Below are 22,815 nucleotides of genomic sequence, written 5' to 3' on the forward strand. Positions count from 1 at the left end.
TCAGAGCCTTACTTATACCTAGAGACTCATATCTAAGTAATGTAAAATGCAAAAAAAAGATTGTAGAGAGTAAATTATGCCTACTATTGTAAACTGCCCAACCTGTAAAGCTAAAGTTGAGTGGTCAGAACAGAGCCCACATCGGCCTTTTTGTTCTAAACGCTGCCAACTAATTGATCTTGGTGAGTGGTCGTTTGAAAATAATAAAATTTCAGCGCCAATTACATCAGCACAAGAGTTTAGCCAAGATATGATTGAAGATATTGAAGCTATGATGGCCAAAAATGAAGATGACTTTTTTAAATAATTTATCTCCATAATGCCCTAATACCAATCCGCAATAATACTTAATCAACTTGAGGGGTTAAATCAGACGTTAACTACGTTAAAAATTTCTGATATAGAACAACTAAATAACGAAATTTTTGCCTTGTTATCGACACGATTTTCTTCCCTCAAAATAGATCACTTAATTAAACGAATTGGTATAAAAGCAAAAACCAGCATTACGCCTAATGCCGATCAGTTAAGAAATATTTGACGATCCATTGACCGATCTTCTGGTTAGTTTATAAAGGCTTCTGAATTTATTCAGGAGCCTTTTATTTTGCAACTCACTACCGCACTTTCTCTTGCCAATAGCTACGCACCCAATTCAGAAGGCTTAGGTCAACTGAGTGATTTTTTATGTCCTGACTTTATCAAACAATGCGCTGAAACCGCTGGTGTCGCGACGATAAGGAAAAGAAGGCTTCCTGTTGAGATAGCCGTTTGGACAGTCATTTGTATGTCGTTTTATCGTGAAGACCCACTGTGGAGTATTGTCAGTAAATTAGGGCTCGCTTTACCAGGTAAAAAAGAACTCGTTGCACCCAGTGCGGTTGTACAGGCTAGGCAGCGGCTTGGGGCTGATGCCATTAAACAGGTTTTTGAGAAAAGTCAGCAAATGTGGAATGCTGATGCGAACCATCCCACATGGTGCGGGCTATCACTACTGGGTGTTGATGGTGTTATTTGGCGCACACCGGATACTGCTGAAAATCAACATGCATTCTCCGTGTGGAAAAATCAGCATGGTGACACGGCTTTCCCTCAGGTTCGCATGGTGTGTTTGATGGAGTTAACTAGCCATTTATTAATGGGGAGCGCCTTTGGTAGTTGTCGTACTAGTGAAATGGTGTTGGCTGAAGACTTAATCGAGGCAACACCCGATAACTCACTGACGTTATTTGATAGAGGCTTCTATTCTCTAGGCTTACTCAATCGTTGGCATCATGCTGGGGAAAATAGGCATTGGCTTCAACCGATGAGAAAAGGCACGCAATATGAAATTGTTCGCTCTTTAGGTCGTCAAGACAAACTTATCAAGCTAAAAGCAACAGCACAAGCGAGAAAAAAGTTCGACGATTTACCACAGAGCATTGAAGTCAGGCTAGTCACAAAAACGGTTAAGGGGAAAGAGGTGAATATACTCACTTCACTGACTGATCCAATGCGTTTCCCTAAGGCTGACATTGTTGACCTCTATAGTGAACGGTGGGAAATTGAACTTGGTTATCGAGAAATGAAACAAACGTTACTGAATAGTCACTTCACGCTACGCAGCAAGAAACCTGAGATGATAGCGCAAGAATTATGGGGCGTAATGTTGAGCTATAACTTGCTCCGATATCAGATGGTGAAAATGGCGCAGAAAAAGTCTGGAATATATGCAAAACACCTGAGTTTTACGACGTGTGCTATTAGTATTATTAACCTTATTCATACAATGTTTATAGAAAATGCAGGACGGATACCTAAATCAATAGAGCAATTACAAGCTCAAGTTGAACATCACATATTACCGATAAAACAGGAGCGGGCGTATCCGAGATGTGTGAAACCAAAACCCAGTAAATACCCCAATAAAAAACGCCAGTCAGCTGTTAACTGACTGGCATTAAGCATTACGCTGGTTTTTTAGTATTTACAAAAAAGTAAAATTAACTTTTTTGTTTACGGTGCTTTTTATTCATACGCTTTTGCATTTTAGCAAATTTCTCTTTTTGCTCAGCGTTAAATACTTGCATTACTTGGTGCTGCGTTTTTAGTTTAATTAAACCAAATTGTTCACCCTTTTCATGGCGTTCATTTAATAACTCTTTAGCTGCATTTTCATCAAATGTTGCAGCCGAAAGTAACGCATCCATTTTTGCTTTATGCGCTTCACGCATCGCTTTACGAGCTTCTTTATCGTCGCTACGTAATGCTTTCATTTGTGTTTTTTGCGCTGCAAAAATAGCTTTTAGCTTAGTTTGCTGCTCATCTGTTAGGCTTAATTTTTCAACGCCGCGCTCAGAAAGTAAAAAACGAGCTTGAGAATGACCTTGTTTATGCCCGTCAGCTTTAGCCATAACACTACCGGCACCAAGTGTTGCTGTTGCCAGGCCAAAAACAAGTACTAATTTAGAAAGTGTATTTAATTTAGTCATAATCATTACCTTAATTATTTGGTTTAACTATTGGTTCAATTTGTGTGGTTGTGACTGCTTAATCAACTAAGTTAACTATACCTAACTCAATGCAAAGTAACGCAAAGCAGTGTAAAGGTTGTGTAAAGATTCACTTTTGCACAATTTAGTGGGTAAAATAACGCCATAAGCAACTCTAAGGGTTTGTAAATGAAACTATTAATGATTGACGACGATACCGGCCTTTGTGAGCTATTAAGTGAATATTTAACTGCCCAAGGTTTTGAAATACAAAGCGTACATGACGGTGAACAAGGTCTTAAGCTAGCGCAAGTAAACGATTATGCGTTAATACTACTTGATGTGATGCTACCAACTCTAGATGGCTTTGAAGTACTTAAACAACTTAGGCAAACAAAACTCACGCCGGTAATCATGCTTACAGCAAAAGGGGAAGATTTCGATCGTATTTTCGGATTAGAACTTGGCGCAGACGACTATATCCCTAAACCATTTAACCACCGTGAGTTACTTGCCCGTGTTAAAGCGATTACACGCCGTATAGAGCATATTAATAGCTTTAACATCACTACCAGTAATAAGTTACAGGTTAATGGGATCACTATTAACTTAGCCGCTCGAGAAGCGTCTGTTAATGATCATACACTTACATTAACAGGCACCGAATACGAAATACTAGCCCTTTTAAGCAAAAATGCAGGCGAAGCAGTCAGTAAAGAACTCATAAGTGAAGAGGTACTTGGCCGTCGCTTAGCTTCCTTCGATCGCTCTATTGATATGCATGTAAGCAATATCCGTAAAAAAATAGCTGAGCATATTTCAGGCGAGCGAATCAAAACAATGCGAGGAACAGGTTATGTCTTTATCCAAGGAGAATAAAGTAGGCTCTTTGTCTTGGCTTAAACATCCTGGGCATTACTTATTCTTTAAAATATTTATATGGTTTTGGCTAACTATAATAGGCACGATTACAGCACTGGTTTTCTTAAGCAACATTACGGCAATCAACGCCGTTAGTAACGAGCCATTACACGGTCCGATGGAAAAAAACTTACTCTATACAGCCAAAAGTATAGAACGCTCTGTTGTAAAACATAAGCGGACACTGAGTGATATGTTGTCTCACCCACGCTTATCTAAACGTAAGTTATTATATTTAAGTGCTGAGCAACAAGAAGACTCATTAACAAATAAAGAAGTCCCGAATGACGTTGATTTGAGCCTACTTAATTTTACTAAGACAATGTCACCGCAAATTATTTTTGCTGAAAAGTATCAAGCATTTGGCCCTATTCAAATTACAGTACCCTCGGGCAACTTTTACTTGTATGAAATAGACATAAATCATCAGCCACCTTTGTTCCTTCGCTTAAAGCTTATGCCTGGATGGATGAAAATTTCTATCGCCATCATCGCTTCTCTAATTTTAAGCTTTTTATTTAGTCGTAACTTAATTGCCCCTATAAATAGCCTAAAAAAAGCAGCTGTTAAATTATCTGGTGGTGATTTAAGTGCTCGAGCGGCCATTTCAGTAAGCAGAAAAGATGAACTCGGTATACTCGGTCGTGATTTTAACAGCATGGCTAATCAATTAGAGCAATTAATTAGCTCGCAAAAACGCTTACTTGCAGATATATCACATGAGTTACGCTCACCTCTTACCCGCTTAAAAATGGCAACGGGCCTTGCTCAAATGCAAGCAAATGAAGCGAGTCAGTCCTATTTACTGCGCATAGAAAAAGAAGCTAATCAACTAGACAAAATGATTGCTGATGTACTGCAAGTGTCTCGTTTAGAGGCGAAAAGTCAGGCACTTTCACTTCAACAACAATCATTGCAAATTATAATTGACCATGTGCTTAATGACGCACAATTTGAAGCAAAACAAAACAACAAGCAATTACAGATTATGGGAAGTGCAGACATTAGTGTTAACTGTGATGAAACACTAATTGCCAGCGCACTTGAAAATTTACTACGTAATGCGATTAAATACGCCAATAGCACTATTAGCATTACTCTAAAGCATACTGATGCCATTTATATAGAAATATGTGATGATGGACCTGGAGTCCCTAATAACCAACTTAATAAGCTCTGTGAACCATTTTTTAGACAGTCAGATGCGCGAGACCGAGTTAGCGGCGGTACGGGGTTAGGCTTGGCAATTGCCAAAAATGCAATTACTGCACATGGTGGCAACTTAGTATTATCGAATAAAGAACAAGGCGGCTTATGTGCAAATATAACGTTGCCAATAATTAAAGAGTAAACAATGTTTTATAGTAGTGAGAACGAGCTTAAAAGTAACCAATCGGCCATTAGTAACTTTTATGATAATACACTGACAAAATCTTATTTAAATACACCTTATGGACAACTTTTTTACGCTTACGCTATCCCAAAAAATCCACACATTGCGATTGTTATTAGCTCAGGTCGTATAGAGGGCTTAGAAAAATATAAAGAGTTACTATGGGAACTTTATAATAATAATTATGCGGTGTTTATAATTGATCATCAAGGCCAAGGTCGTTCTTACAGGCATTTAAAAAACAAGCACAAAGGCTACGTAAAGCGCTTTGAAGATTATGCCGCCGACCTTCATTTATTTAATAAAGAAGTTGTAGATAATTATTGGCAAGGTAAAAAGGTATTAGTCAGTCACTCAATGGGGGGGGCTATTGCATTTGATTATCTTGCACATTTTGAACACACTTTTAGTGGCGCGTTTTTATCTGCGCCAATGCTCGACATTTACACCAAAGGCACACCAAAACCTTTAGCTAAATTAGTCGCAAGTACTGCAACATTACTTGGCTTTCAATACAGCTATGCGCTCGGGCAAACAGATTATACGCCTGATGAGTTTGCTATAAATACCTTAACTAGTAGCCCAATACGTTACGAACTATTTAGGAAAGCCTATAAACAAGAGCCTAAATTACAACTTGGTGGTGTGACTTATGGTTGGCTACACACTACTTTTACATTTATTTCATCCGTGAATAAATTAACGGTTAATATTCCACTTTATATTGCCAGTGCTCAAAATGATGAAATAGTTGATAACAGTGCGCAATATAAACTGGCAAACAGGCACGAAAATACAATACTTGAGAGCTTTGCCGACGCTAAACACGAACTATTTTTTGAGCGCGATGAAATACGCCAACCACTGCTTAAAAGCTTATATCAGTTTTGTGAATCTGTGACGATTTAATAGCTAATTGTGTTAAATTTTATTGTAATAGTGCAATTTAATTCGTTAAATTGCTCAAAGATTTATACAGGTTGGCATTACAAATCAATATGCTAAAAATCGCTTAATCCGAGTTTAAGTTAAGCACCGACAATGGATCGAGGTGGATCAGAATATCGACCTCAGATTCAAACTCTTTGGTTATCAATACTTCTACTTCATCAGCCACGTTATGCGCACGAATCAAACTTAAATTGTCATCAAGCTCTAAATGCATTTGGATAAATTTTATCTTACCGCCTTGGCGAGTACGAATACCATGTACGCCATGTACATCAGCATGCGCTTTAGCTATTTCAAATATGCTTTGTTTTTCGTCATCTGGCAGCTCTTTATCCATTAAGTGATCGGCACTATCTCTGGCTATTTCCCAGCTGTTATAAAGTAAGTAACCCGCTACGCCAATAGCAAAAACAGGATCGGCATACAATACGCCATAGTATGCTAATAAAATAGCGAGTAACACGGCGGCATTTAAAATCAAGTCGCCTTTGTAATGTACTGAATCAGCTTTTATTGCGATTGAATCGGTGTACTTAATCACTTTATTTTGTACAAATACAATAACCAAGGTACACGCAATAGCAAAAATGCTAACCCACACGCCTAATAAAGAATGACTGAGCTGTATTGGGTTAAATAATCGCTCAATACCATGAAATGCCAGTAAACAGCCTGAACCTGCAATAAAAGCGGCTTGCCCAAGCCCTGCTATAGCTTCAGCTTTGCCGTGACCAAATCGGTGATCATCATCAGCTGGGCGCAGCGCATAACCTAAAACTAAAAAGCTCATTGCAGTAGCCGTTATATCCATTAACGAATCGGTTAGTGAGCCAAGCATTGATGCTGAACCCGATGCAAGCCACGCCCACGTTTTTGCAGTAATCATTAAACTAACCATTATCATGGTAACAATACTAGAAGTTTTAACCCAAAATTCGTAACTGCGGTTGTGCACGTTTTTATCCGTTAATAGGTGTATTCAATACAGAGAGTATATCATTTTTTTAAAAGGTTTCGTGTATACTGAAAATCGTTAAACTACTGATTATTTAAAAGGCTTATTATGCTGGATATCGTTTTATACCAACCTGAAATTCCTCCTAACACTGGTAATATTATTCGTCTGTGCGCAAACACAGGCTATTCACTGCATTTAATTGAGCCCTTGGGTTTTGAATGGGATGATAAACGTGTAAAACGTGCTGGCCTTGATTACCATGAATTCAGCCATGTTCAACGTCACGCTTCATTTGAGGACTACCTTGAAAAATGTAAGCCTAACAAAGTATATGCATGTACTACTAAAGGTAGCCAGTTTCATCATCAAGCAAGTTACGAAGCTGGCGATTGCCTTGTATTTGGCCCAGAAACCCGTGGCCTTCCTGATGATATGATCCAAGCCCTACCAAATGAGCAACGTGTTCGTATTCCTATGCAAGCTAATAGTCGTAGTATGAACTTGTCAAACGCCGTGGCTGTATTTGTTTATGAATCTTGGCGTCAATTGGGCTTCCCTAACGCACAATAACTAATGCACTTACTAATATTGTAAGCCAAGGTATGGCTCTTAGTTTAAATGAGCTCTAAATTAAAGCCCTTGGCTACACTATCAGCTAATATATGCAGTTATCAGAAAATACAACAAACTTAAAATGTTGAACTACAAAATTACAGCCCAGGAATAAAAGCAATAACCTATCTTCGGCTGCGTATTATCTAACCTGAACTTACTTACAATAGGCCCATTATTGGCGTGTAAATTCACCTTGCTTTCACTGCAAATCCCTTGCTATAGAAAAATAAATTAAAATATCATTATTGTTCAATATATTAGGGGCTGTTGATCTTTGTTTGAATTTTGTGCGTAAGCGGTAATCTCGTATAATTTACTTCGCCAAAAACAAACCTTACGAGATTACCATGCCCCGATTAATGCTCACTGATAAGTTGTGGTCGAAGCTAAAATCAATTTTGCTTGAAGATAGAGTTTATAACAAGCTTGAACACAGACAAACGATGGAAGGAATTTTATATCGCTTACGTGTTGGTTGCCCATGGCGTGACCTCCCTGAGTGTTTTGGTTTATGGAATACTATTTACCGCCGATTTCTACTTTGGTCTAAAAAAGGAATATTAATAAGGTTGTTCAAATCATTATCCGCCAATAGTGACACTGAGTGGGAATTCATTGATGGCAGTTATGTTAAAGCACATCAACACAGTACAGGTGCTGCGTCTCAACAAGAACAAGCGATAGCATTAAGTCGTGGCGGTAATACAAGTAAAATTCATTTAGCTGTTGATAGTTATGGCTTACCAATTGAATTTATTATTACAGGCGGCGATGTTCATGATAGTAAAGTGGCAAATGAACTGATTGAATTATTGCCCCAAGGCGATTTTGTTATCGCAGACAAAGGCTATGATAGTGAAGTCATTAGAAATAAGGTTCGAGAGAGAAACTCAAGCCCAGTGATCCCTAGAAAGAAAAACTCAAAAACAGGTAATGGTGATATTGATTGGTGCTTATATAAATATAGGCATTTAGTTGAAAATGCCTTTGCAAGGCTAAAGCACTTCCGTGCTATAGCGACAAGGTACGATAAATTGAAATTACAGTTTGAGAGTATGTTAGCGCTGGCATGTGCAATGATTTGGCTACCAATGTGAAAGATCAACAGCCCCTAGTAAATCCCTTAACCGGAATTCAGGTTATCTGTATGCATCTCATTTAAACCGCCCCAAAATAAAGACTATCCTGTATCAAATTAACATTCATTTTTTACTATACAGTTCTCATAATCATAATTATTGAACTAAGCTCAATGTCATACAATTATTTAATTACATTGAAACTCTATGAAAAAAATATTTCTTTGCTCACTTATTTTATGCTCTACATCGAGTATTGCTGCTACATCAGCGACAGTTACCTTAGCATCTGATTACTTATTCAATGGTGTAAGTCAAACTCAAGAAGACCCGGCTTTACAAGCAAGTTTTGATTGGGCCGGAGACTCGGGATTGTATGCCGGAATTTGGGGCTCTAATGTTGACTTTGGTGAAGGCACTGATATAGAAGCCGATGGCTACATTGGCTATTACACAAGCTTAGCAGACTCGATTAATCTAGATATTGGTATTGCGCAATATACTTACCATGGTGAAGATTTTAGCTCCGATTATAACTACGCTGAAACTTACGCCAAATTCAATTATGGCAACACTAACCTTAACTTTTGGTACGCATGGGATTACTTTGCTACAGGGGCTGGGCATAGCATCATTATGCTGACGCACAACGTTCCGATTAATGACGTTTTTTCAATTGATATAGGCGCCGATTACTCTATGAGTTTCGACGATGACAAGTGGGAATGGGAGCCTGGTGATGATAATTATATGCATTGGCGTATAACTGCAAACTATACTTGGAATGAGTGGAATTTTACTGCTGGTTATGAAGACACAGATTTAGAAACGTACGGTGATGCAACTTTACTAGCAACCGTTTCAAGAACATTTAACTTCTAAGGGTTTATAAATGAAAACCACATTATTCTTTCTTTTACTTACTTTTTCTAATTTTATAGCTGCTGAAACAGTTTATTTAACATCCTTGGCTTGGCCTCCTTATTCAGATAAATCATTAGAACAACAAGGAGCATCAGTCGCAGTCGCAAAAGCAGCATTTAAGGCCGAAGGACATGAGCTTATCGTAGATTTTTATCCTTGGTCACGTGCCGTTAACTCTGCTTCACAAGCAAATTCTAAGTATGTCGGCTACTTTCCAGAATATATGCATGAAACATCGGATTTTGTTTTTTCTGATGCAACAGGGACTGGACCTCTGGGGCTGCTACAAAATAACGCTAAACCAATTGCCTATTCATCGGTGGGAGACCTTAAAGGTAAACGTATTGGTGTTGTACAAGACTATGTTAATACAAAAGAACTTGATGACATGATTGCCTCTGGCACAATTAAAGGAGACGCAGCTCCTTCTGATGTATTAAATATTAAAAAAGTAGCTGCGGGGCGAATTGATGCTGCAGTAATAGACGCAAACGTACTTAAGTACTTACTGGATACCGATAAATCGCTATCAGCACTAAAAAATAAGGTAGCAATGAACACAACATTATTAGAAGATAAAAAACTATACATTGCCTTTAGAAATGATACTGAAGGGCAAAAATGGCAGAAAATCTATAATCAGGGGCTTACAAAAATAGATGTAAACACCATTATGGCAAATTATCTTAAGTAATTTGGACTTTGAATAGTAAATATATCCCAAGCAACTATTTTCAACATTAACCTCGTTGAATTTAGTTGCAACGAGCCAGCTATTAACGCGTAAATTCGCTTTGCTCTCCTAAAATACCTGGACAGAAAAATAAATGAACTATCGTTCAAAACGTTATCAACAACTTTAACCAGAGTTCCGATTAAGTAAGGAGATATTTTGACTCGTTCAATTCTATTTAGGCTGGTTATTACTACATTAAGCGCTATGGTTTTTGTTTTACTTTGCTTTGGTGTTTATGATTACACCGCACAAAGCAATCAATTAAAGCTAAAGCTTGATACTGAAATCAATCTTGCAAAAGAGCGTATTGGGCTGTCACTACCTAATGCGATGTGGAACTTCCAAGATGAATTAGCCAAAAAGCTAATAAATGCCGAAGTTGCATCCCAAAATATATCCAAAATAGTAGTATACGATACGAATGGAGAGGTATTCGTTGAAACAGATGGTGCAGAAACACCATCAATGACACAAACTGAGTTATTCTACGATGATGCAGGAACACAAAATAAAGTAGGCAAAATTAATCGTAACTATTCAGCCACATTTTCAATAAATATATCAGGTAACTGATTTTTGAAGAGTAATTCAAGGGCTAGGCTTGCTGATACACGCTGTTTTCTGCAAGTCGAGAGGTAGCTTCTGATTAAACAAAACATCTCTGCACCTTGCATGCTTCTGAAGCACCCAGATATCTTTTGATGAACCTTGGTCATCCTAATATCATTCTCACCTTGGTTGTTGCTAAAAGGCACCGCTGTTTCCGTCATGAACCGTAAGACATCATCTTGATAATCTCTTAACCGCTCTAACAACGCTCTAGACTTTGTTCGTTTCAATCTGCCTCGCTGGCCTTTTACTCGGCTGTTTCTATCCGGTGGAGGGCATTTAATGTCACCTTGAGCCAATATTTGTTGATATTTCTCTATATAGTGAGCTTTTGTGTCTGCATCTAGCTCGGGGTTATCTATTTGATGTTTATTGATTTCAGTCAGTAGGGTTTGCAAATCCTTTGCCCATTGCATACCGTCTTGCTCCCATGCCCTTTCTAACTCTCGGATATGATGTGCATTACACAAGGCATGTTGGCACTGTGTATATTGATAATACGGTTTCCAGTGGTCGTGGCATAGTACCCCAGTAAAGTGAGGTAAAATATCGGCGTCATCCATCGCTATTTTCCCTCTTTTCTCATGCGGGTAAAAATACGTCCACCACGTCGTTGATGCACCATGAAGCCATCGTCGTTTACCACCTATATTAATCCCCGTTTCATCAACGTGTAAGGCTTGATAAGTCGTTTTCAGGGCTTTCTTGAGCGCGGCTTCTGCGCCGGAGGACTTTACCAAGGCCGCTGCTTGTTCATTAAAGTTAAATAAACTACCCGCACTGATTGGAATACCGAGTTGATCACAAAAATATTCTTCAATGCGGTTGTAAGGGAGTAATTGATATTGGGATAGGTAAACTGCATGGGCTTTTACACCAACCCCATATTGAATAGGACTGTTAACGTCTTCTGGAAATTCACCAATAAAACGCTTACCTTGCTCATTTTCCAGAATTTGTGCTTGGTATTCAGTGACCACTTTCCTGATATCTATATCGACAACCTGTCGTTTTTGAAAGCCAATTTCACGGTAGTGACCTTTCGGTAAAAAATCACGTTCAACTAGGATGATTTTGATCTCATCAGGCGTCTGTGTTTGGGTTAGTGTTTTACCTGCACGGCCTTTTTGACCACCCGCTGACTTGGCTGATTTCTCTTTGTTTTGTTTTTTTCGGTTGATGTCTTTTGATGGCGGGATACTGCTATTGTTACTGTTAAGTCCTAATTTACTTGCTAACATAACAACGACAACCAGAATGAGTTCAATAGACATCTTCAGCGCAGGCGTGAGAGTTTTACCTTCTTGTAATTGAGCTTTGGTTTTCTCAACGATTTCGTCGATGTTGATGCTGTTTAAATTCATTGAAGCTAGGGCTATTAGGTCATAGCCCTAGCTTGGCATACTGGCGGGATCGGTCAATAGTTAAAAAAGATCCTTTGAAAATAATTTACCATGGTGAATAGTTACAATTAATCTTTATATTGAGTTTAGTCATATTGAGGCTGTGCTACTTGAACTGGCTATTTTTTCGGTTATAGAAATATTACTACTCGTCACTATTTTAGCTGGAGTTTTAATCTATATTTTCAAAAAATTAGTTGCTCAACCATTATCTGAAGTGGCTGAAAAAATGGCAACCATTGCCAATGGCGATGGTGATTTAACACAAGAGATAATTGTTCGTCGCAACGACGAAATAGGCCAACTCGCGGCTTCATTCAACCAATTTGAACACAAAATTGCTGAGCTTATTAACGGTGTGAAACTATCAGTAGAGGATTCCTTTAACGTTGCTGGGAGTATTTCTAGGGGCTGTTGATCTTTGTTTGAATTTTGTGCGTAAGCGGTAATCTCGTATAATTTACTTCGCCAAAAACAAACCTTACGAGATTACCATGCCCCGATTAATGCTCACTGATAAGTTGTGGTCGAAGCTAAAATCAATTTTGCTTGAAGATAGAGTTTATAACAAGCTTGAACACAGACAAACGATGGAAGGAATTTTATATCGCTTACGTGTTGGTTGCCCATGGCGTGACCTCCCTGAGTGTTTTGGTTTATGGAATACTATTTACCGCCGATTTCTACTTTGGTCTAAAAAAGGAATATTAATAAGGTTGTTCAAATCATTATCCGCCAATAGTGACACTGAGTGGGAATTCATTGATGGCAGTTATGTTAAAGCACATCAACACAGTACAGGTGCTGCGTCTCAACAAGAACAAGCGATAGCATTAAGTCGTGGCGGTAATACAAGTAAAATTCATTTAGCTGTTGATAGTTATGGCTTACCAATTGAATTTATTATTACAGGCGGCGATGTTCATGATAGTAAAGTGGCAAATGAACTGATTGAATTATTGCCCCAAGGCGATTTTGTTATCGCAGACAAAGGCTATGATAGTGAAGTCATTAGAAATAAGGTTCGAGAGAGAAACTCAAGCCCAGTGATCCCTAGAAAGAAAAACTCAAAAACAGGTAATGGTGATATTGATTGGTGCTTATATAAATATAGGCATTTAGTTGAAAATGCCTTTGCAAGGCTAAAGCACTTCCGTGCTATAGCGACAAGGTACGATAAATTGAAATTACAGTTTGAGAGTATGTTAGCGCTGGCATGTGCAATGATTTGGCTACCAATGTGAAAGATCAACAGCCCCTAATGTTAGCAGCGAAGGTGTTCACTATTTAACAGAACAACAATCAGAAACAGACCAGATAGCAACTGCAATTACGCAAATGGCATCGTCTGCGGTAGAAATTGAAAATAATGCCAAATTAACGCTAAGCTCCGCCGAAACAGCAAATATAGATGCAAAAAAAGTTCATGATGCATTCCTAAGCTCTATAAATTCAATAGAGAACTTGGTGGGACAATTAGATGAAGCATCAACGGTAATTGCTAGTCTTGAAAATAGCGTGCAAGATATTGTATCTATGCTGGATGTTATTCAAGCGATAGCTGAACAAACCAATTTGCTAGCATTAAATGCCGCTATTGAAGCAGCCAGAGCTGGTGAGCAAGGCCGTGGATTTGCTGTTGTTGCTGATGAAGTACGCTCTTTAGCAAGTAGAACACAAACGAGTACAGCTGAAATTCATGAAACAATTAACAAATTACAACAAGGCTCACAATCTGCTGTTAATGTTATGGGCTTAAGTAAAAGTATGAGTCAAGAAAGCATGAGTGCTGCAAATGCAGCCAGTGAATTAATAGAAAATATATCTGAAGTAATAGAATCTATTACACATATGTCGAGTCACATCTCTAGTGCTGTATCAGAGCAGAGCACTGTTGCTGAAGATCTAAGTAAAAATATCAATGAAGTTGTCAGTGCTGGTCAAAACAGCATGGGGAAAATTGAACAAGTTCAAACATATTCAGAAGATATGAAAACACTCGCTCTTAAACTGAAAAAATCAGTAACTGTTTTTAAAACGTAAAGAAAATAAGCCTTTCAGATATTAGCTAAAAGGCTTATTTTTTATTCCGACTTTTGCTCTCGGCCTAATAGCGCCATAGCTGCATCTTTCATGTCTTTATTTTCATAAAGAACTTTATAAATTTGTTCAGTAATTGGCATTTCCACACCAGTGCGCTGCGCTAACAAATACACTTCTTTAGTATTTCTAAAGCCTTCAACAACTTGGCCAATTGACTTAATAGCAGCATCTACACTTTCGCCTTTACCCAGCGCTAAACCAAATCGACGATTACGTGATTGGTTATCTGTACAGGTTAGTATTAAATCACCAAGGCCTGCCATTCCCATAAAGGTTTCTGGCTTTGCGCCAAGAGCACAACCTAGACGAGTAAGTTCGGCAAGTCCTCTCGTTATGAGCGCTGTACGTGCATTTGCACCAAAGCCTACGCCATCCGAAATACCTGCACCAATTGCAATTACATTTTTAACCGCACCACCAAGTTGAATGCCAATAAAGTCATCATTGTTATACACTCGGAATGAGCGACCACAATGAAGTAAATCCGCAAGCTGCTGGGCAAATTCAGGCGACGTAGAAGACACAGAAATAGCCGTAGGTGAACCCATCGCCATTTCTTTTGCAAATGTAGGACCCGAAAGTACCGCAAGTGGAATATCACCTCCCAATTCTTGCAGTGCAACTTCTTGTAACAAGCGTCCAATATTAGGCTCAAGCCCTTTGGTAGCCCATGCTACTTTCGCGCCTTTTTGTAATGCTGGTTTAATTTGCTGAAGCGTATCACCAAAAGCATGGCTTGGCACAACAACAAGTACAATAGCGCTGCTAGCAACGGCACGTTGTAAGTTGGCTTCAAGAGTAAGAGTATCTGGAAAAGGGGCATCTGGTAAGTAACGTTGATTTTTCCGCTCAGCTGCAAGCGTGGCAACGTCGTCGCTATTTCTTCCCCAAAGTGTCACGTTGTGACCATTTCGGGCTAAACAAATAGCAAGGGCGGTGCCGTAAGACCCCGCCCCTAATACAGTAACAGCTGTAGTTGCTGTATTCATGAGTTATGCGTCTGCTGTAACCTGGTCAGCAGGCGCAGTACGTTGTTGCATGTACTGTGCAAATAACGCATCAAAATTTACTGGCGCAAGATTAAGCTGTGGGAATGTACCACGGTTAACAAGGTTTGATACAGCTTCACGTGCATATGGAAATAACACGTTAGGGCAAAATGCACCTAGCATATGTGCAAGTTGCACTTCTTCAACATCAGCAATAGTAAAAATACCCGCTTGTTGAATTTCACATAAAAACGCAGTTTCTTCACCAAGCGAAGCAGTTACTGTTAATGCCAAAACAACTTCAAATACACCCTCATCTAACTTGTTAGAACGTGTATCTAAATCTAACTTAACTTCTGGCGTCCATTCTTTTTGAAAAATAGCCGGAGAGTTTGGTGTTTCAAACGACACATCTTTAGTGTAAATACGCTGAATAGTAAATTGTGCGCCGGCTTCTGCAGCTGCTACGTTTTGAGTTTCTTCGTTCATTGTTATTCCTAACTTGTTCGTTATTATAATTAAATTAAGCGTTTAGCTTAGCGTCAAGTTTACCTTGCGCTTCAATAGCCATCATGTCGTCGCAGCCACCGATATGTTCATCATTAATAAAAATTTGCGGTACTGTGCTTGCACCACCTGCTTTGGCAATCATTTCATCGCGTAGCTCAGGCTGTACACCAATATCATAATTTGTGTATTCAACGCCTTTGCTGTTTAAAAGCGAAAGAGCACGCTGACAAAATGGACAATACGCCTTGGTGTATAAAACAACATTACTCATAATAAATCCTCTATCGGCCTAGCTAAACTGATTAGCGACCTGTTGTAGTTGGTAAGCTAGCAGATTGCCACGCACCCATGCCACCGGCTAATAAGTAAACTCGTTCAAAACCAGCTTTACTCATAGCGGCTGCAGTACCTTGGGCAGTCATACCTGTAGTACATACAACTATAATGGGTTTAGTCTTGTACTTTTCAAGGCTTGAAAAGTCAGATTTTTTCGCATTCTCTGGGCTTAAGTGCTCAGCACCAGAAATACGCCCTGTATTAAACTCTTTTTGCGCACGTATATCGATTACTTGACCGTCATCACGGTTAATAAGTAACGTAAGCTGTTGAGGATTTATTTGACGAACAGCTGAAAACTTACTTTTTATCCAGCCACTAACAATAAGAAATACAATACCCACCCAAGCAAGGCTTAAAATTGGGTGATTGGTGATAAATTCAATATATTGATCCATTCGACTTCCACTATAAATTACATCCTAAAACGTAGTGTTTTAGATATTTTAGACTTTAGCCACGCAAGTATACCCAAACCAACTTAAAATGCGAGTTTAGACGTTGTTTAAAAGTACATAAAACGCCCCATATATACCTTATCTAAGTGTGTATTTACGTTTCTCAGCAGAGTGAAAAAAATTAATATGCGGCTTTGCATGCTGACCCTAGTTACAAAACACGGTATGCTAAAGCCAAACAGGTGCTAACTTTCAGGAGTGACTATGACAGAACATAAAAAACCACTGGTATTAATGATTTTAGACGGTTGGGGGTATCGCGAAGATGAGCAAAGTAATGCTATTTTGGCGGCAAACACGCCAGTACTAGACAACTTATGGGCTACACGCCCTCATACATTAATTTCAGCTTCGGGCTTTGATGTTGGTCTTCCTGATGGGCAAATGGGCAACTCTGAAGTTGGCCATGTAAACTTAGGGGCTGGACGAGTAGTTTATCAAGACTTTACTCGTATCACCAAAGCCATTAATGATGGCGAATTTGATTCAACACCTGCACTTGTTGAAAATATAGATAAAGCTGTGAAAGCAGGTAAAGCCGTTCATATTATGGGCCTATTGAGCCCCGGCGGTGTGCACAGCCACGAAGATCATATCGTTGCAAGTATTGAACTTGCTGCTAAACGTGGTGCTAAAGAAGTCTATTTTCACGCCTTTTTAGATGGCCGTGACACACCACCACGTAGCGCTAAAGCGTCTATTGAACGTATTGAAGCATTATTTAGCGAGCTTAAATGCGGTCGTTTGGCTTCATTAATTGGTCGCTACTACGCCATGGACCGAGATAATCGCTGGAATCGTGTAGAGAAAGCCTATAACGTAATGACTCTTGCCGAGGGCGATTTTAATTACGATAACGGCGTAATAGCACTTGAAGCTGCATATGAGCGCGACGAAAACGACGAATTTGTAGCTGCCACCACAATTACCCCTGCAGGCGCGACACCAGCAACAATAAATGATGGTGATACTATTATATTTGCTAATTTTAGAGCAGATAGAGCCCGCGAAATTACACGTGCATTTGTTGAACCTGATTTTGATGGGTTTACTAAAAAAAGAACGCCTGAGCTTAGTGCTTTTGTAATGATGACAGAATACGCAGCCGACATTAACGCACCAGTGGCATTTGGCCCTACCCCTTTAGTTAATGTTTTAGGTGAATGGTTTGAAAAAAATGGTAAAACTCAACTACGTATTTCTGAAACCGAAAAGTACGCACACGTTACGTTTTTCTTTAGTGGCGGGCGCGAAAGTGAATTTGAAGGCGAAACACGCGAACTAATTCCTTCGCCGCAAGTAGCAACGTACGATTTACAACCAGAAATGAATTCAGAAATGTTAACCGACAAGCTGGTAGCTGCAATAAAAAGCGGTAAATACGATGCTATTATTTGCAACTACCCTAACGGCGATATGGTTGGTCATTCTGGTGTATTTGAGGCTGCTGTTAAAGCCTGTGAAGCTGTAGATAGCTGCATTGGACGTGTTATTGATGCGCTAGAAGAGTTTGGTGGTGAAGCGTTAATAACAGCTGACCATGGTAATGCTGAGCAAATGGCTGATCTCAAAACAGGCCAAGCACATACCGCCCACACTAGCGAACCGGTGCATTTTATTTATGTTGGTCGCGATGCAGAGCCAATGCAAGGTAAAGCCTTAAGTGATGTAGCCCCAACAATGCTTCACTTAATGGGTATGGAGCAACCAAGAGAAATGACTGGTACGCCTATCATGATGTTGAAATAAAATGAATAAACGTATTAACCGGTTAATTAAGTGCGGCTTAATACTTACTTCGTTAGCGGCTGCACCTGCAGTCGCTAACGAAGATCGTACTAAAAAAGATTTATCCGAAGTACAAAACGCGCTTGAACAAAATCAAGCGCAATATAATGAACAACGAAAAAAAATAGCAAAACTACAAAAAAATCTCAAAAGTCATGAGCTCAACATAGCAAAAAATGCTAAAGCGCTTAATATGGCTGAGCAATCGGTTAAAAAAAACCAACAGCAGCAAAAACTGCAACAACAAAAAGCAGAACAACTTGATCAAAAACACGCCCTATTTCAGCGCATTTTAGCCGCGCAATTAAAAAGTGCCTATATGGCTGGCGGCGATGACTACTCTAAAATGATTTTGAACCAAGAAGACACAGCCAAATTTGAGCGCACTCTCAGTTATTACAATTACTTAAATAAAGCCAGGATAGAGCAAATTGAAGACCTAAAAGCCCTTCAAGAGGAAATAGCTTCTAATCAGATAGAGCTGGCTAAAACAAAACAAAGGTTAATCGCTTTACATGACGAGCAAAAAAGGCGTCAAACTGCTTTGCTTAACGCTCAAAGTGAACGCCAAGCAAATCTTAAAAACTTACAAGCTCAGCTCACAAGTACCAAAAGCTCTATTAATTACCTTAAAGAAAACCAACAAACTTTAATTACAACCATTGAAGAGCTTGAAAAAGAGAAAACGCAAAAGATCGAATTACTCGGCCTAAATAAAAGTAAGGGTAAACTAAATTGGCCGACCAGAGGTAAGTTAGAACACACCTTTGGCCAGCGTAAGCATGGCGGTATTGATTGGAAAGGCGTGTTAATTGGTGCAAAAGAAGGCGTGAATGTTAATAGCGTGCACAATGGCCAAGTTGTATTTGCCGATTGGCTAAAAGGTTATGGCTGGGTGATCGTTGTTGATCATGGTGAAGGCTTTATGAGTTTATACGGCCATGCACAGACACTCCTCAGAGATGTTGGCGATATGGTTAGAGAAGGTGAAACTTTAGCTTTAGTTGGCCAAAGCGGCGGACAAGCAAGTTCTGGTCTATACTTTGAAATACGCCACAAAGGACGCGCAGTAAATCCTGTAAAATGGTGCAGACGTATTTAATTGAATAAACCGCTGCACCGCTCTGGAGCAGCTGATGAAAAACAAAACCCCAACGACATTCTACGAAAAAAAACAAAACACAGGTTTCATTTTAAGCCTGTGTTTACTTGTCTTTATTTTCTTTATCAATAGCGCCTCTGCCAGCTCAGTAAAACAATTGAAGAGGCAACAAATAGACGAAATTTTATTTAATATTCATGCTTATTATGTTGATGACTTAGAATTACAAAATAGCATGCATATAAAATACAACAATCATCAATTTGAACGCTTATATTCAAAGCTCGATCCTTATTCTAAATACCTCGACGAGCATGAACTCACTGCGTTATTTGACAACACAAACGGTCGTTACACAGGTCTTGGTATCGAAGTTAAAAATATTGACGAGCAAATGACTATTATCGATGTTGTTAATAACTCTCCGGCCAAAAATGCAGGGATTTTACCTAACGATATTATAATTAGTATTAATAACCATACTGTTGCAACACTTACAATTGACCAAGTAGCTGCTTTAATAAGGGACAGTAAGTTTGCAAGCATTCACTTAACAGTGCAACGTAATACAAATAAAACCCATATACCTTTTGATGTTACCCGCACCCAAATAGATTTAGAAAGTGTAACCAGTCAGCTTTTAGATACCGGCACTGGCTATTTAGCTATCAATAGCTTTTCCAATCACACACTACATGAGGTAGCAATACAAGTTGCAGCCATGCAAAATCACTATGGTTACCCACTCAAAGGACTAGTCATCGATTTACGCGACAATCCTGGTGGCACCTTAAAAAGTGCTGTGGCAGTATCAGACCTGTTTTTACAAAGCGGCACTATTGTAACCACTAAGGGGCGTTTTTTTGATGCAAATCAAGCCTTTTACGCCAAGCACGGTGATGTGTTAAAAGGTGCACCAATTGTGGTACTCATAAATGAAAACTCGGCTTCAGCAGCTGAAATTTTAGCGGCGGCTTTAAAAGATAATAATCGTGCAAAGATTGTAGGAAGCCAGTCATTCGGTAAAGGCTCTGTTCAATCTCTCATCCCATTAGGTGACGGTAATACAGCCTTAAAACTTACTACAGCAAAATACTTTACGCCTTCAGGTAAATCAATTGATGGTGTAGGAATAACGCCCGATGTGGCGATTAATCAAACAAACCTTTCACAAAACAATAAAGCCGTTATAATAAAAAACGAACAGACTAAAGGTACTCAGCAATTACTTTCAAGTAATTTGGCTGATTTACAATTAGTTAAAGCAAAACAGTTGCTCAGTATGCAATAACATTCGCTTTATTTAGAGCAACTTACTGAGCTTAATAAGATAATAAAAATTATAAATTTGAAAACTATTAACGCAAGCATTACAACGTGGCTTTTATTAGTCACTTGCTTTGTCTCTTTTGATGTTAAAGCGAAGCAAATAGCAATCGTAATTGACGATATAGGCTACCATCAAAGAGATTTAGAGCTCTTAACCTTACCAGGGCAATTGTCATATTCAATTTTGCCTCACACCCCCTATTCGCAAGCTTTTGCTTCGCTAGCGAGTCAGTCAAATAAAGAACTATTACTTCATGTGCCCATGCAGGCGCTAAATGGGAAAAAACTAGGCCCCGGCGCGCTTACATTAAGTATGAGTAAAGAGCAGCTCCAGCAAACTCTAGGCACTGCCTTAGCTAGTCTGCCACAAGTTAAGGGCGTTAATAATCATATGGGCTCAGCACTAACACAACAAAGCCAAGCTATGAAATGGACAATGGAAGTGCTTAAAAAACGCCATTTATACTTTTTAGATAGTCGTACCACAGATTTAAGCCAAGCTCAAAATGCGGCAAACTTTTTAGGTGTTGCTAATATTAGCCGCCAAGTATTTTTAGACAACATTATCACCCCCGAGCAATTGCAGTTAAGGTTTGATGAATTAAAACAGCAAGCAACCGATCACAATTTTGCCATTGCTATCGCCCATCCTTATCCTGAAACTATTGATTTTTTACGTGAAGCGTTACCACAGTTAATAGATCAAGGCTTTGAACTTGTGCCGGTTTCGCAGCTGGTTGAGCATAAATACATTCAGTTGGCGCAGGCTGAGGGCAAAGGGGTTAGTGCTCGATGATATGTACTTTAATAAGGAAATTATATGTATAGCAAACATGAAAAAGAGCTAATTTTTTTCCTTGCTGATTATTTTCTGAATCATGGTAAAGAAATACAAACAATTAAACTCCATAGCCAAAGCTTTTACTCTGAAGCTTCAATTAACAAGCTACGTAATTTTCATTTAATAAAATTTATTGTTGCTGAAGTTATAGAGATTTCACCTACCATGATTTCTGAAAGAGAAAAATTAAAAGCCCCACCCAACTATTTTCAAACTTCAAAAGTATGGTGGTTTAGTAAACCTTGGGCTGTCGCGTTAACTACATTAATTATAATTTTACCAGCCATAAAAACATATATAGATATTCTCAGTTACTTATTTAAAGTAGAACCGGTTATCAATTTTAGCACTAGGCAGGTGAAAGCTTACGGCCGTAAACAAAAAAGCCCCGCATTTTCATGCAGGGCTTTTTAAATTTTGCTGCTTGAGCTGTGTTTAGCTCATAGCGCTTTGTAACTTTTTCATCGCTGTTTTTTCAAGCTGACGAACACGTTCAGCTGATACACTGTACTTTTGTGCCAGCTCTTGAAGAGTCGCCTTATCATCAGACAACCAACGTGCGCTAACAATATCTTGCGAGCGTTCATCAAGTGTTTTAAGTGCGCTAAATAAACGCGTATGCGCCTGCTCTTTCCACTGTTGTTGTTCAACGTCGTCAGCCAGATCAGCTGCACCATCCGTTAAATATTGTACTGGAGAGTAAGTACTTGTTGGTGCGTTATCATCGTCGTCACCTGTCAAGTCGAAGCCCATGTCTTGGCCGCTCATACGCGATTCCATTTCACGAACTTCCTTTTCACTCACACCTAACTCGCTCGCAACAGTGCTAACTTCTGCTTGGTTAAACCAACCTAAACGCTTTTTATTTTTGCGAAGATTAAAAAACAATTTACGTTGTGCTTTAGTTGTCGCAACTTTAACTATGCGCCAATTTTTAAGCACAAACTCATGAATTTCTGCTTTAATCCAATGAACTGCAAACGATACTAAACGAACTCCCACTTTAGGGTCGAAACGCTTTACCGCTTTCATCAGGCCTATATTGCCCTCTTGGATTAAGTCTGCTTGTGGTAAACCATAGCCCGAGTAGCTTTTAGCAATATGTGCTACAAAGCGTAAATGCGACATAATGAGTTGCTTGGCAGCACTAAGATCGCCTTCTTCCTGAAGCCTTTTAGCAAGCTCTTGTTCTTGTTCAACCTTAAGCATAGGAATAGTGCTTACCGCTTGAAGGTAACCGTCCATGCTTGCGCTTTGTTGTCCGACTGTAAGTGCCATTGCGTATAAATCTTTACTCAT

The 22,815-nt window shown here is 39.1% G+C and carries 26 protein-coding genes; 18 read left to right on the top strand and 8 right to left on the bottom strand.

Going from position 1 to position 22,815, the window contains the following annotated elements:
- The first annotated feature begins 76 nt into the window (after positions 1–76).
- Both yacG and AC0VZ4_RS17640 read left to right on the top strand, forming a co-directional pair.
- Positions 77–307 carry a DNA gyrase inhibitor YacG gene (gene yacG / locus AC0VZ4_RS17635; protein WP_007376049.1) on the top strand — a complete coding sequence of 77 codons (231 nt, stop codon included), beginning with the start codon at positions 77–79 and terminating at the stop codon, positions 305–307.
- 300 nt (positions 308–607) lie between these two features.
- Complete coding sequence (locus AC0VZ4_RS17640) at positions 608–1,933, top strand: IS4 family transposase (protein WP_475440302.1); 1,326 nt, start codon at positions 608–610, stop codon at positions 1,931–1,933.
- Positions 1,934–1,982: 49 nt separating this feature from the next.
- Here AC0VZ4_RS17640 and AC0VZ4_RS17645 read toward each other — a convergent pair whose 3' ends face one another.
- Entirely contained in the window at positions 1,983–2,471 is a 489-nt protein-coding gene (locus AC0VZ4_RS17645; protein WP_475440303.1) for a Spy/CpxP family protein refolding chaperone, read from the bottom strand.
- 189 nt (positions 2,472–2,660) lie between these two features.
- Between AC0VZ4_RS17645 and AC0VZ4_RS17650 the strand changes: the two genes are divergently transcribed.
- Genes AC0VZ4_RS17650 through AC0VZ4_RS17660 form a run of 3 tightly spaced genes read left to right on the top strand, consistent with a single transcriptional unit; the run spans position 2,661 to position 5,694 of the window.
- Entirely contained in the window at positions 2,661–3,350 is a 690-nt protein-coding gene (locus AC0VZ4_RS17650; protein WP_475440304.1) for a response regulator, read from the top strand.
- Entirely contained in the window at positions 3,328–4,743 is a 1,416-nt protein-coding gene (locus AC0VZ4_RS17655; protein WP_475440305.1) for an ATP-binding protein, read from the top strand. Before AC0VZ4_RS17650 ends, AC0VZ4_RS17655 begins: the two co-directional genes overlap by 23 nt.
- 3 nt (positions 4,744–4,746) lie before the next feature.
- Entirely contained in the window at positions 4,747–5,694 is a 948-nt protein-coding gene (locus AC0VZ4_RS17660; protein WP_475440306.1) for an alpha/beta fold hydrolase, read from the top strand.
- 103 nt (positions 5,695–5,797) lie between these two features.
- On the opposite strand, the gene AC0VZ4_RS17665 is transcribed toward AC0VZ4_RS17660, so the two are convergent.
- Entirely contained in the window at positions 5,798–6,691 is an 894-nt protein-coding gene (locus AC0VZ4_RS17665) for a cation diffusion facilitator family transporter (protein WP_475440307.1), read from the bottom strand.
- Between the two features lie 108 nt (positions 6,692–6,799).
- On the opposite strand from AC0VZ4_RS17665, the gene trmL reads away from it, so the two are divergent.
- The 5 genes from trmL to AC0VZ4_RS17690 all read left to right on the top strand — a co-directional run bounded on the left by trmL (position 6,800) and on the right by AC0VZ4_RS17690 (position 10,621).
- Positions 6,800–7,264 (top strand): tRNA (uridine(34)/cytosine(34)/5-carboxymethylaminomethyluridine(34)-2'-O)-methyltransferase TrmL, encoded by a 465-nt coding sequence (gene trmL / locus AC0VZ4_RS17670; RefSeq protein ID WP_033031055.1) that lies wholly within the window; start codon positions 6,800–6,802, stop codon positions 7,262–7,264.
- A 392-nt stretch (positions 7,265–7,656) separates the two neighbouring features.
- Positions 7,657–8,406 (top strand): IS5 family transposase, encoded by a 750-nt coding sequence (locus tag AC0VZ4_RS17675; protein WP_475439649.1) that lies wholly within the window; start codon positions 7,657–7,659, stop codon positions 8,404–8,406.
- 189 nt (positions 8,407–8,595) lie between these two features.
- Complete coding sequence (locus AC0VZ4_RS17680; RefSeq protein ID WP_033031053.1) at positions 8,596–9,270, top strand: TorF family putative porin; 675 nt, start codon at positions 8,596–8,598, stop codon at positions 9,268–9,270.
- A gap of 10 nt (positions 9,271–9,280) precedes the next feature.
- On the top strand, positions 9,281–10,006 hold the full coding sequence (locus AC0VZ4_RS17685) for a substrate-binding periplasmic protein (protein WP_007376041.1): 726 nt from the start codon (positions 9,281–9,283) through the stop codon (positions 10,004–10,006).
- A 198-nt stretch (positions 10,007–10,204) separates the two neighbouring features.
- Positions 10,205–10,621, top strand: coding sequence for a hypothetical protein (locus AC0VZ4_RS17690; protein ID WP_475440308.1), 417 nt, complete (start codon positions 10,205–10,207; stop codon positions 10,619–10,621).
- On the opposite strand, the gene tnpC is transcribed toward AC0VZ4_RS17690, so the two are convergent.
- Positions 10,582–12,021, bottom strand: a complete 1,440-nt coding sequence (gene tnpC / locus AC0VZ4_RS17695) for an IS66 family transposase (RefSeq protein ID WP_475440309.1) — start codon at positions 12,019–12,021, stop codon at positions 10,582–10,584. The two genes, AC0VZ4_RS17690 and tnpC, sit on opposite strands and share 40 nt — an antisense overlap.
- Positions 12,022–12,163: 142 nt before the next feature.
- Between tnpC and AC0VZ4_RS17700 the strand changes: the two genes are divergently transcribed.
- The 3 genes from AC0VZ4_RS17700 (at position 12,164) to AC0VZ4_RS17710 (ending at position 14,103) form a co-directional block, all read left to right on the top strand.
- Complete coding sequence (locus AC0VZ4_RS17700; protein ID WP_475440310.1) at positions 12,164–12,478, top strand: HAMP domain-containing protein; 315 nt, start codon at positions 12,164–12,166, stop codon at positions 12,476–12,478.
- 76 nt (positions 12,479–12,554) lie between these two features.
- The gene (locus AC0VZ4_RS17705) at positions 12,555–13,304 is read left to right on the top strand and encodes an IS5 family transposase (protein WP_475439649.1); all 750 of its coding nucleotides are present in this window, start codon (positions 12,555–12,557) and stop codon (positions 13,302–13,304) included.
- 94 nt (positions 13,305–13,398) lie between these two features.
- On the top strand, positions 13,399–14,103 hold the full coding sequence (locus tag AC0VZ4_RS17710; RefSeq protein ID WP_475440311.1) for a methyl-accepting chemotaxis protein: 705 nt from the start codon (positions 13,399–13,401) through the stop codon (positions 14,101–14,103).
- 41 nt (positions 14,104–14,144) lie between these two features.
- On the opposite strand, the gene gpsA is transcribed toward AC0VZ4_RS17710, so the two are convergent.
- The 4 genes from gpsA to AC0VZ4_RS17730 are packed head-to-tail and all read right to left on the bottom strand — an operon-like array spanning position 14,145 to position 16,396.
- Positions 14,145–15,152 carry an NAD(P)H-dependent glycerol-3-phosphate dehydrogenase gene (gene gpsA / locus AC0VZ4_RS17715; RefSeq protein WP_475440312.1) on the bottom strand — a complete coding sequence of 336 codons (1,008 nt, stop codon included), beginning with the start codon at positions 15,150–15,152 and terminating at the stop codon, positions 14,145–14,147.
- Between the two features lie 3 nt (positions 15,153–15,155).
- Complete coding sequence (gene secB / locus AC0VZ4_RS17720) at positions 15,156–15,641, bottom strand: protein-export chaperone SecB (protein ID WP_007376038.1); 486 nt, start codon at positions 15,639–15,641, stop codon at positions 15,156–15,158.
- Positions 15,642–15,675: 34 nt separating this feature from the next.
- Positions 15,676–15,933, bottom strand: coding sequence for a glutaredoxin 3 (gene grxC, locus AC0VZ4_RS17725; RefSeq protein WP_002957783.1), 258 nt, complete (start codon positions 15,931–15,933; stop codon positions 15,676–15,678).
- A 31-nt stretch (positions 15,934–15,964) separates the two neighbouring features.
- On the bottom strand, positions 15,965–16,396 hold the full coding sequence (locus AC0VZ4_RS17730) for a rhodanese-like domain-containing protein (RefSeq protein ID WP_008136789.1): 432 nt from the start codon (positions 16,394–16,396) through the stop codon (positions 15,965–15,967).
- Between the two features lie 264 nt (positions 16,397–16,660).
- Here AC0VZ4_RS17730 and gpmM point away from each other — a divergent pair, with 264 nt between their 5' ends.
- From gpmM to AC0VZ4_RS17755, 5 genes are all read left to right on the top strand, one after another.
- Complete coding sequence (gene gpmM, locus AC0VZ4_RS17735) at positions 16,661–18,205, top strand: 2,3-bisphosphoglycerate-independent phosphoglycerate mutase (RefSeq protein ID WP_008136787.1); 1,545 nt, start codon at positions 16,661–16,663, stop codon at positions 18,203–18,205.
- 1 nt (position 18,206) lies between these two features.
- On the top strand, positions 18,207–19,346 hold the full coding sequence (locus tag AC0VZ4_RS17740; protein WP_008136785.1) for a murein hydrolase activator EnvC family protein: 1,140 nt from the start codon (positions 18,207–18,209) through the stop codon (positions 19,344–19,346).
- Between the two features lie 34 nt (positions 19,347–19,380).
- Positions 19,381–20,637, top strand: a complete 1,257-nt coding sequence (locus tag AC0VZ4_RS17745) for a S41 family peptidase (protein WP_007376034.1) — start codon at positions 19,381–19,383, stop codon at positions 20,635–20,637.
- A 66-nt stretch (positions 20,638–20,703) separates the two neighbouring features.
- Positions 20,704–21,471 (top strand): divergent polysaccharide deacetylase family protein, encoded by a 768-nt coding sequence (locus tag AC0VZ4_RS17750; RefSeq protein WP_475441681.1) that lies wholly within the window; start codon positions 20,704–20,706, stop codon positions 21,469–21,471.
- 24 nt (positions 21,472–21,495) lie between these two features.
- A complete protein-coding gene (locus tag AC0VZ4_RS17755; RefSeq protein ID WP_475440313.1) occupies positions 21,496–21,930 on the top strand; it encodes a hypothetical protein in 435 nt (144 codons plus the stop codon).
- Positions 21,931–21,951: 21 nt separating this feature from the next.
- On the opposite strand, the gene rpoH is transcribed toward AC0VZ4_RS17755, so the two are convergent.
- On the bottom strand, positions 21,952–22,815 hold the full coding sequence (gene rpoH / locus AC0VZ4_RS17760) for an RNA polymerase sigma factor RpoH (RefSeq protein ID WP_475440314.1): 864 nt from the start codon (positions 22,813–22,815) through the stop codon (positions 21,952–21,954).

It is taken from the genome of Pseudoalteromonas sp. QJM3NY_22, from assembly GCF_056173065.1.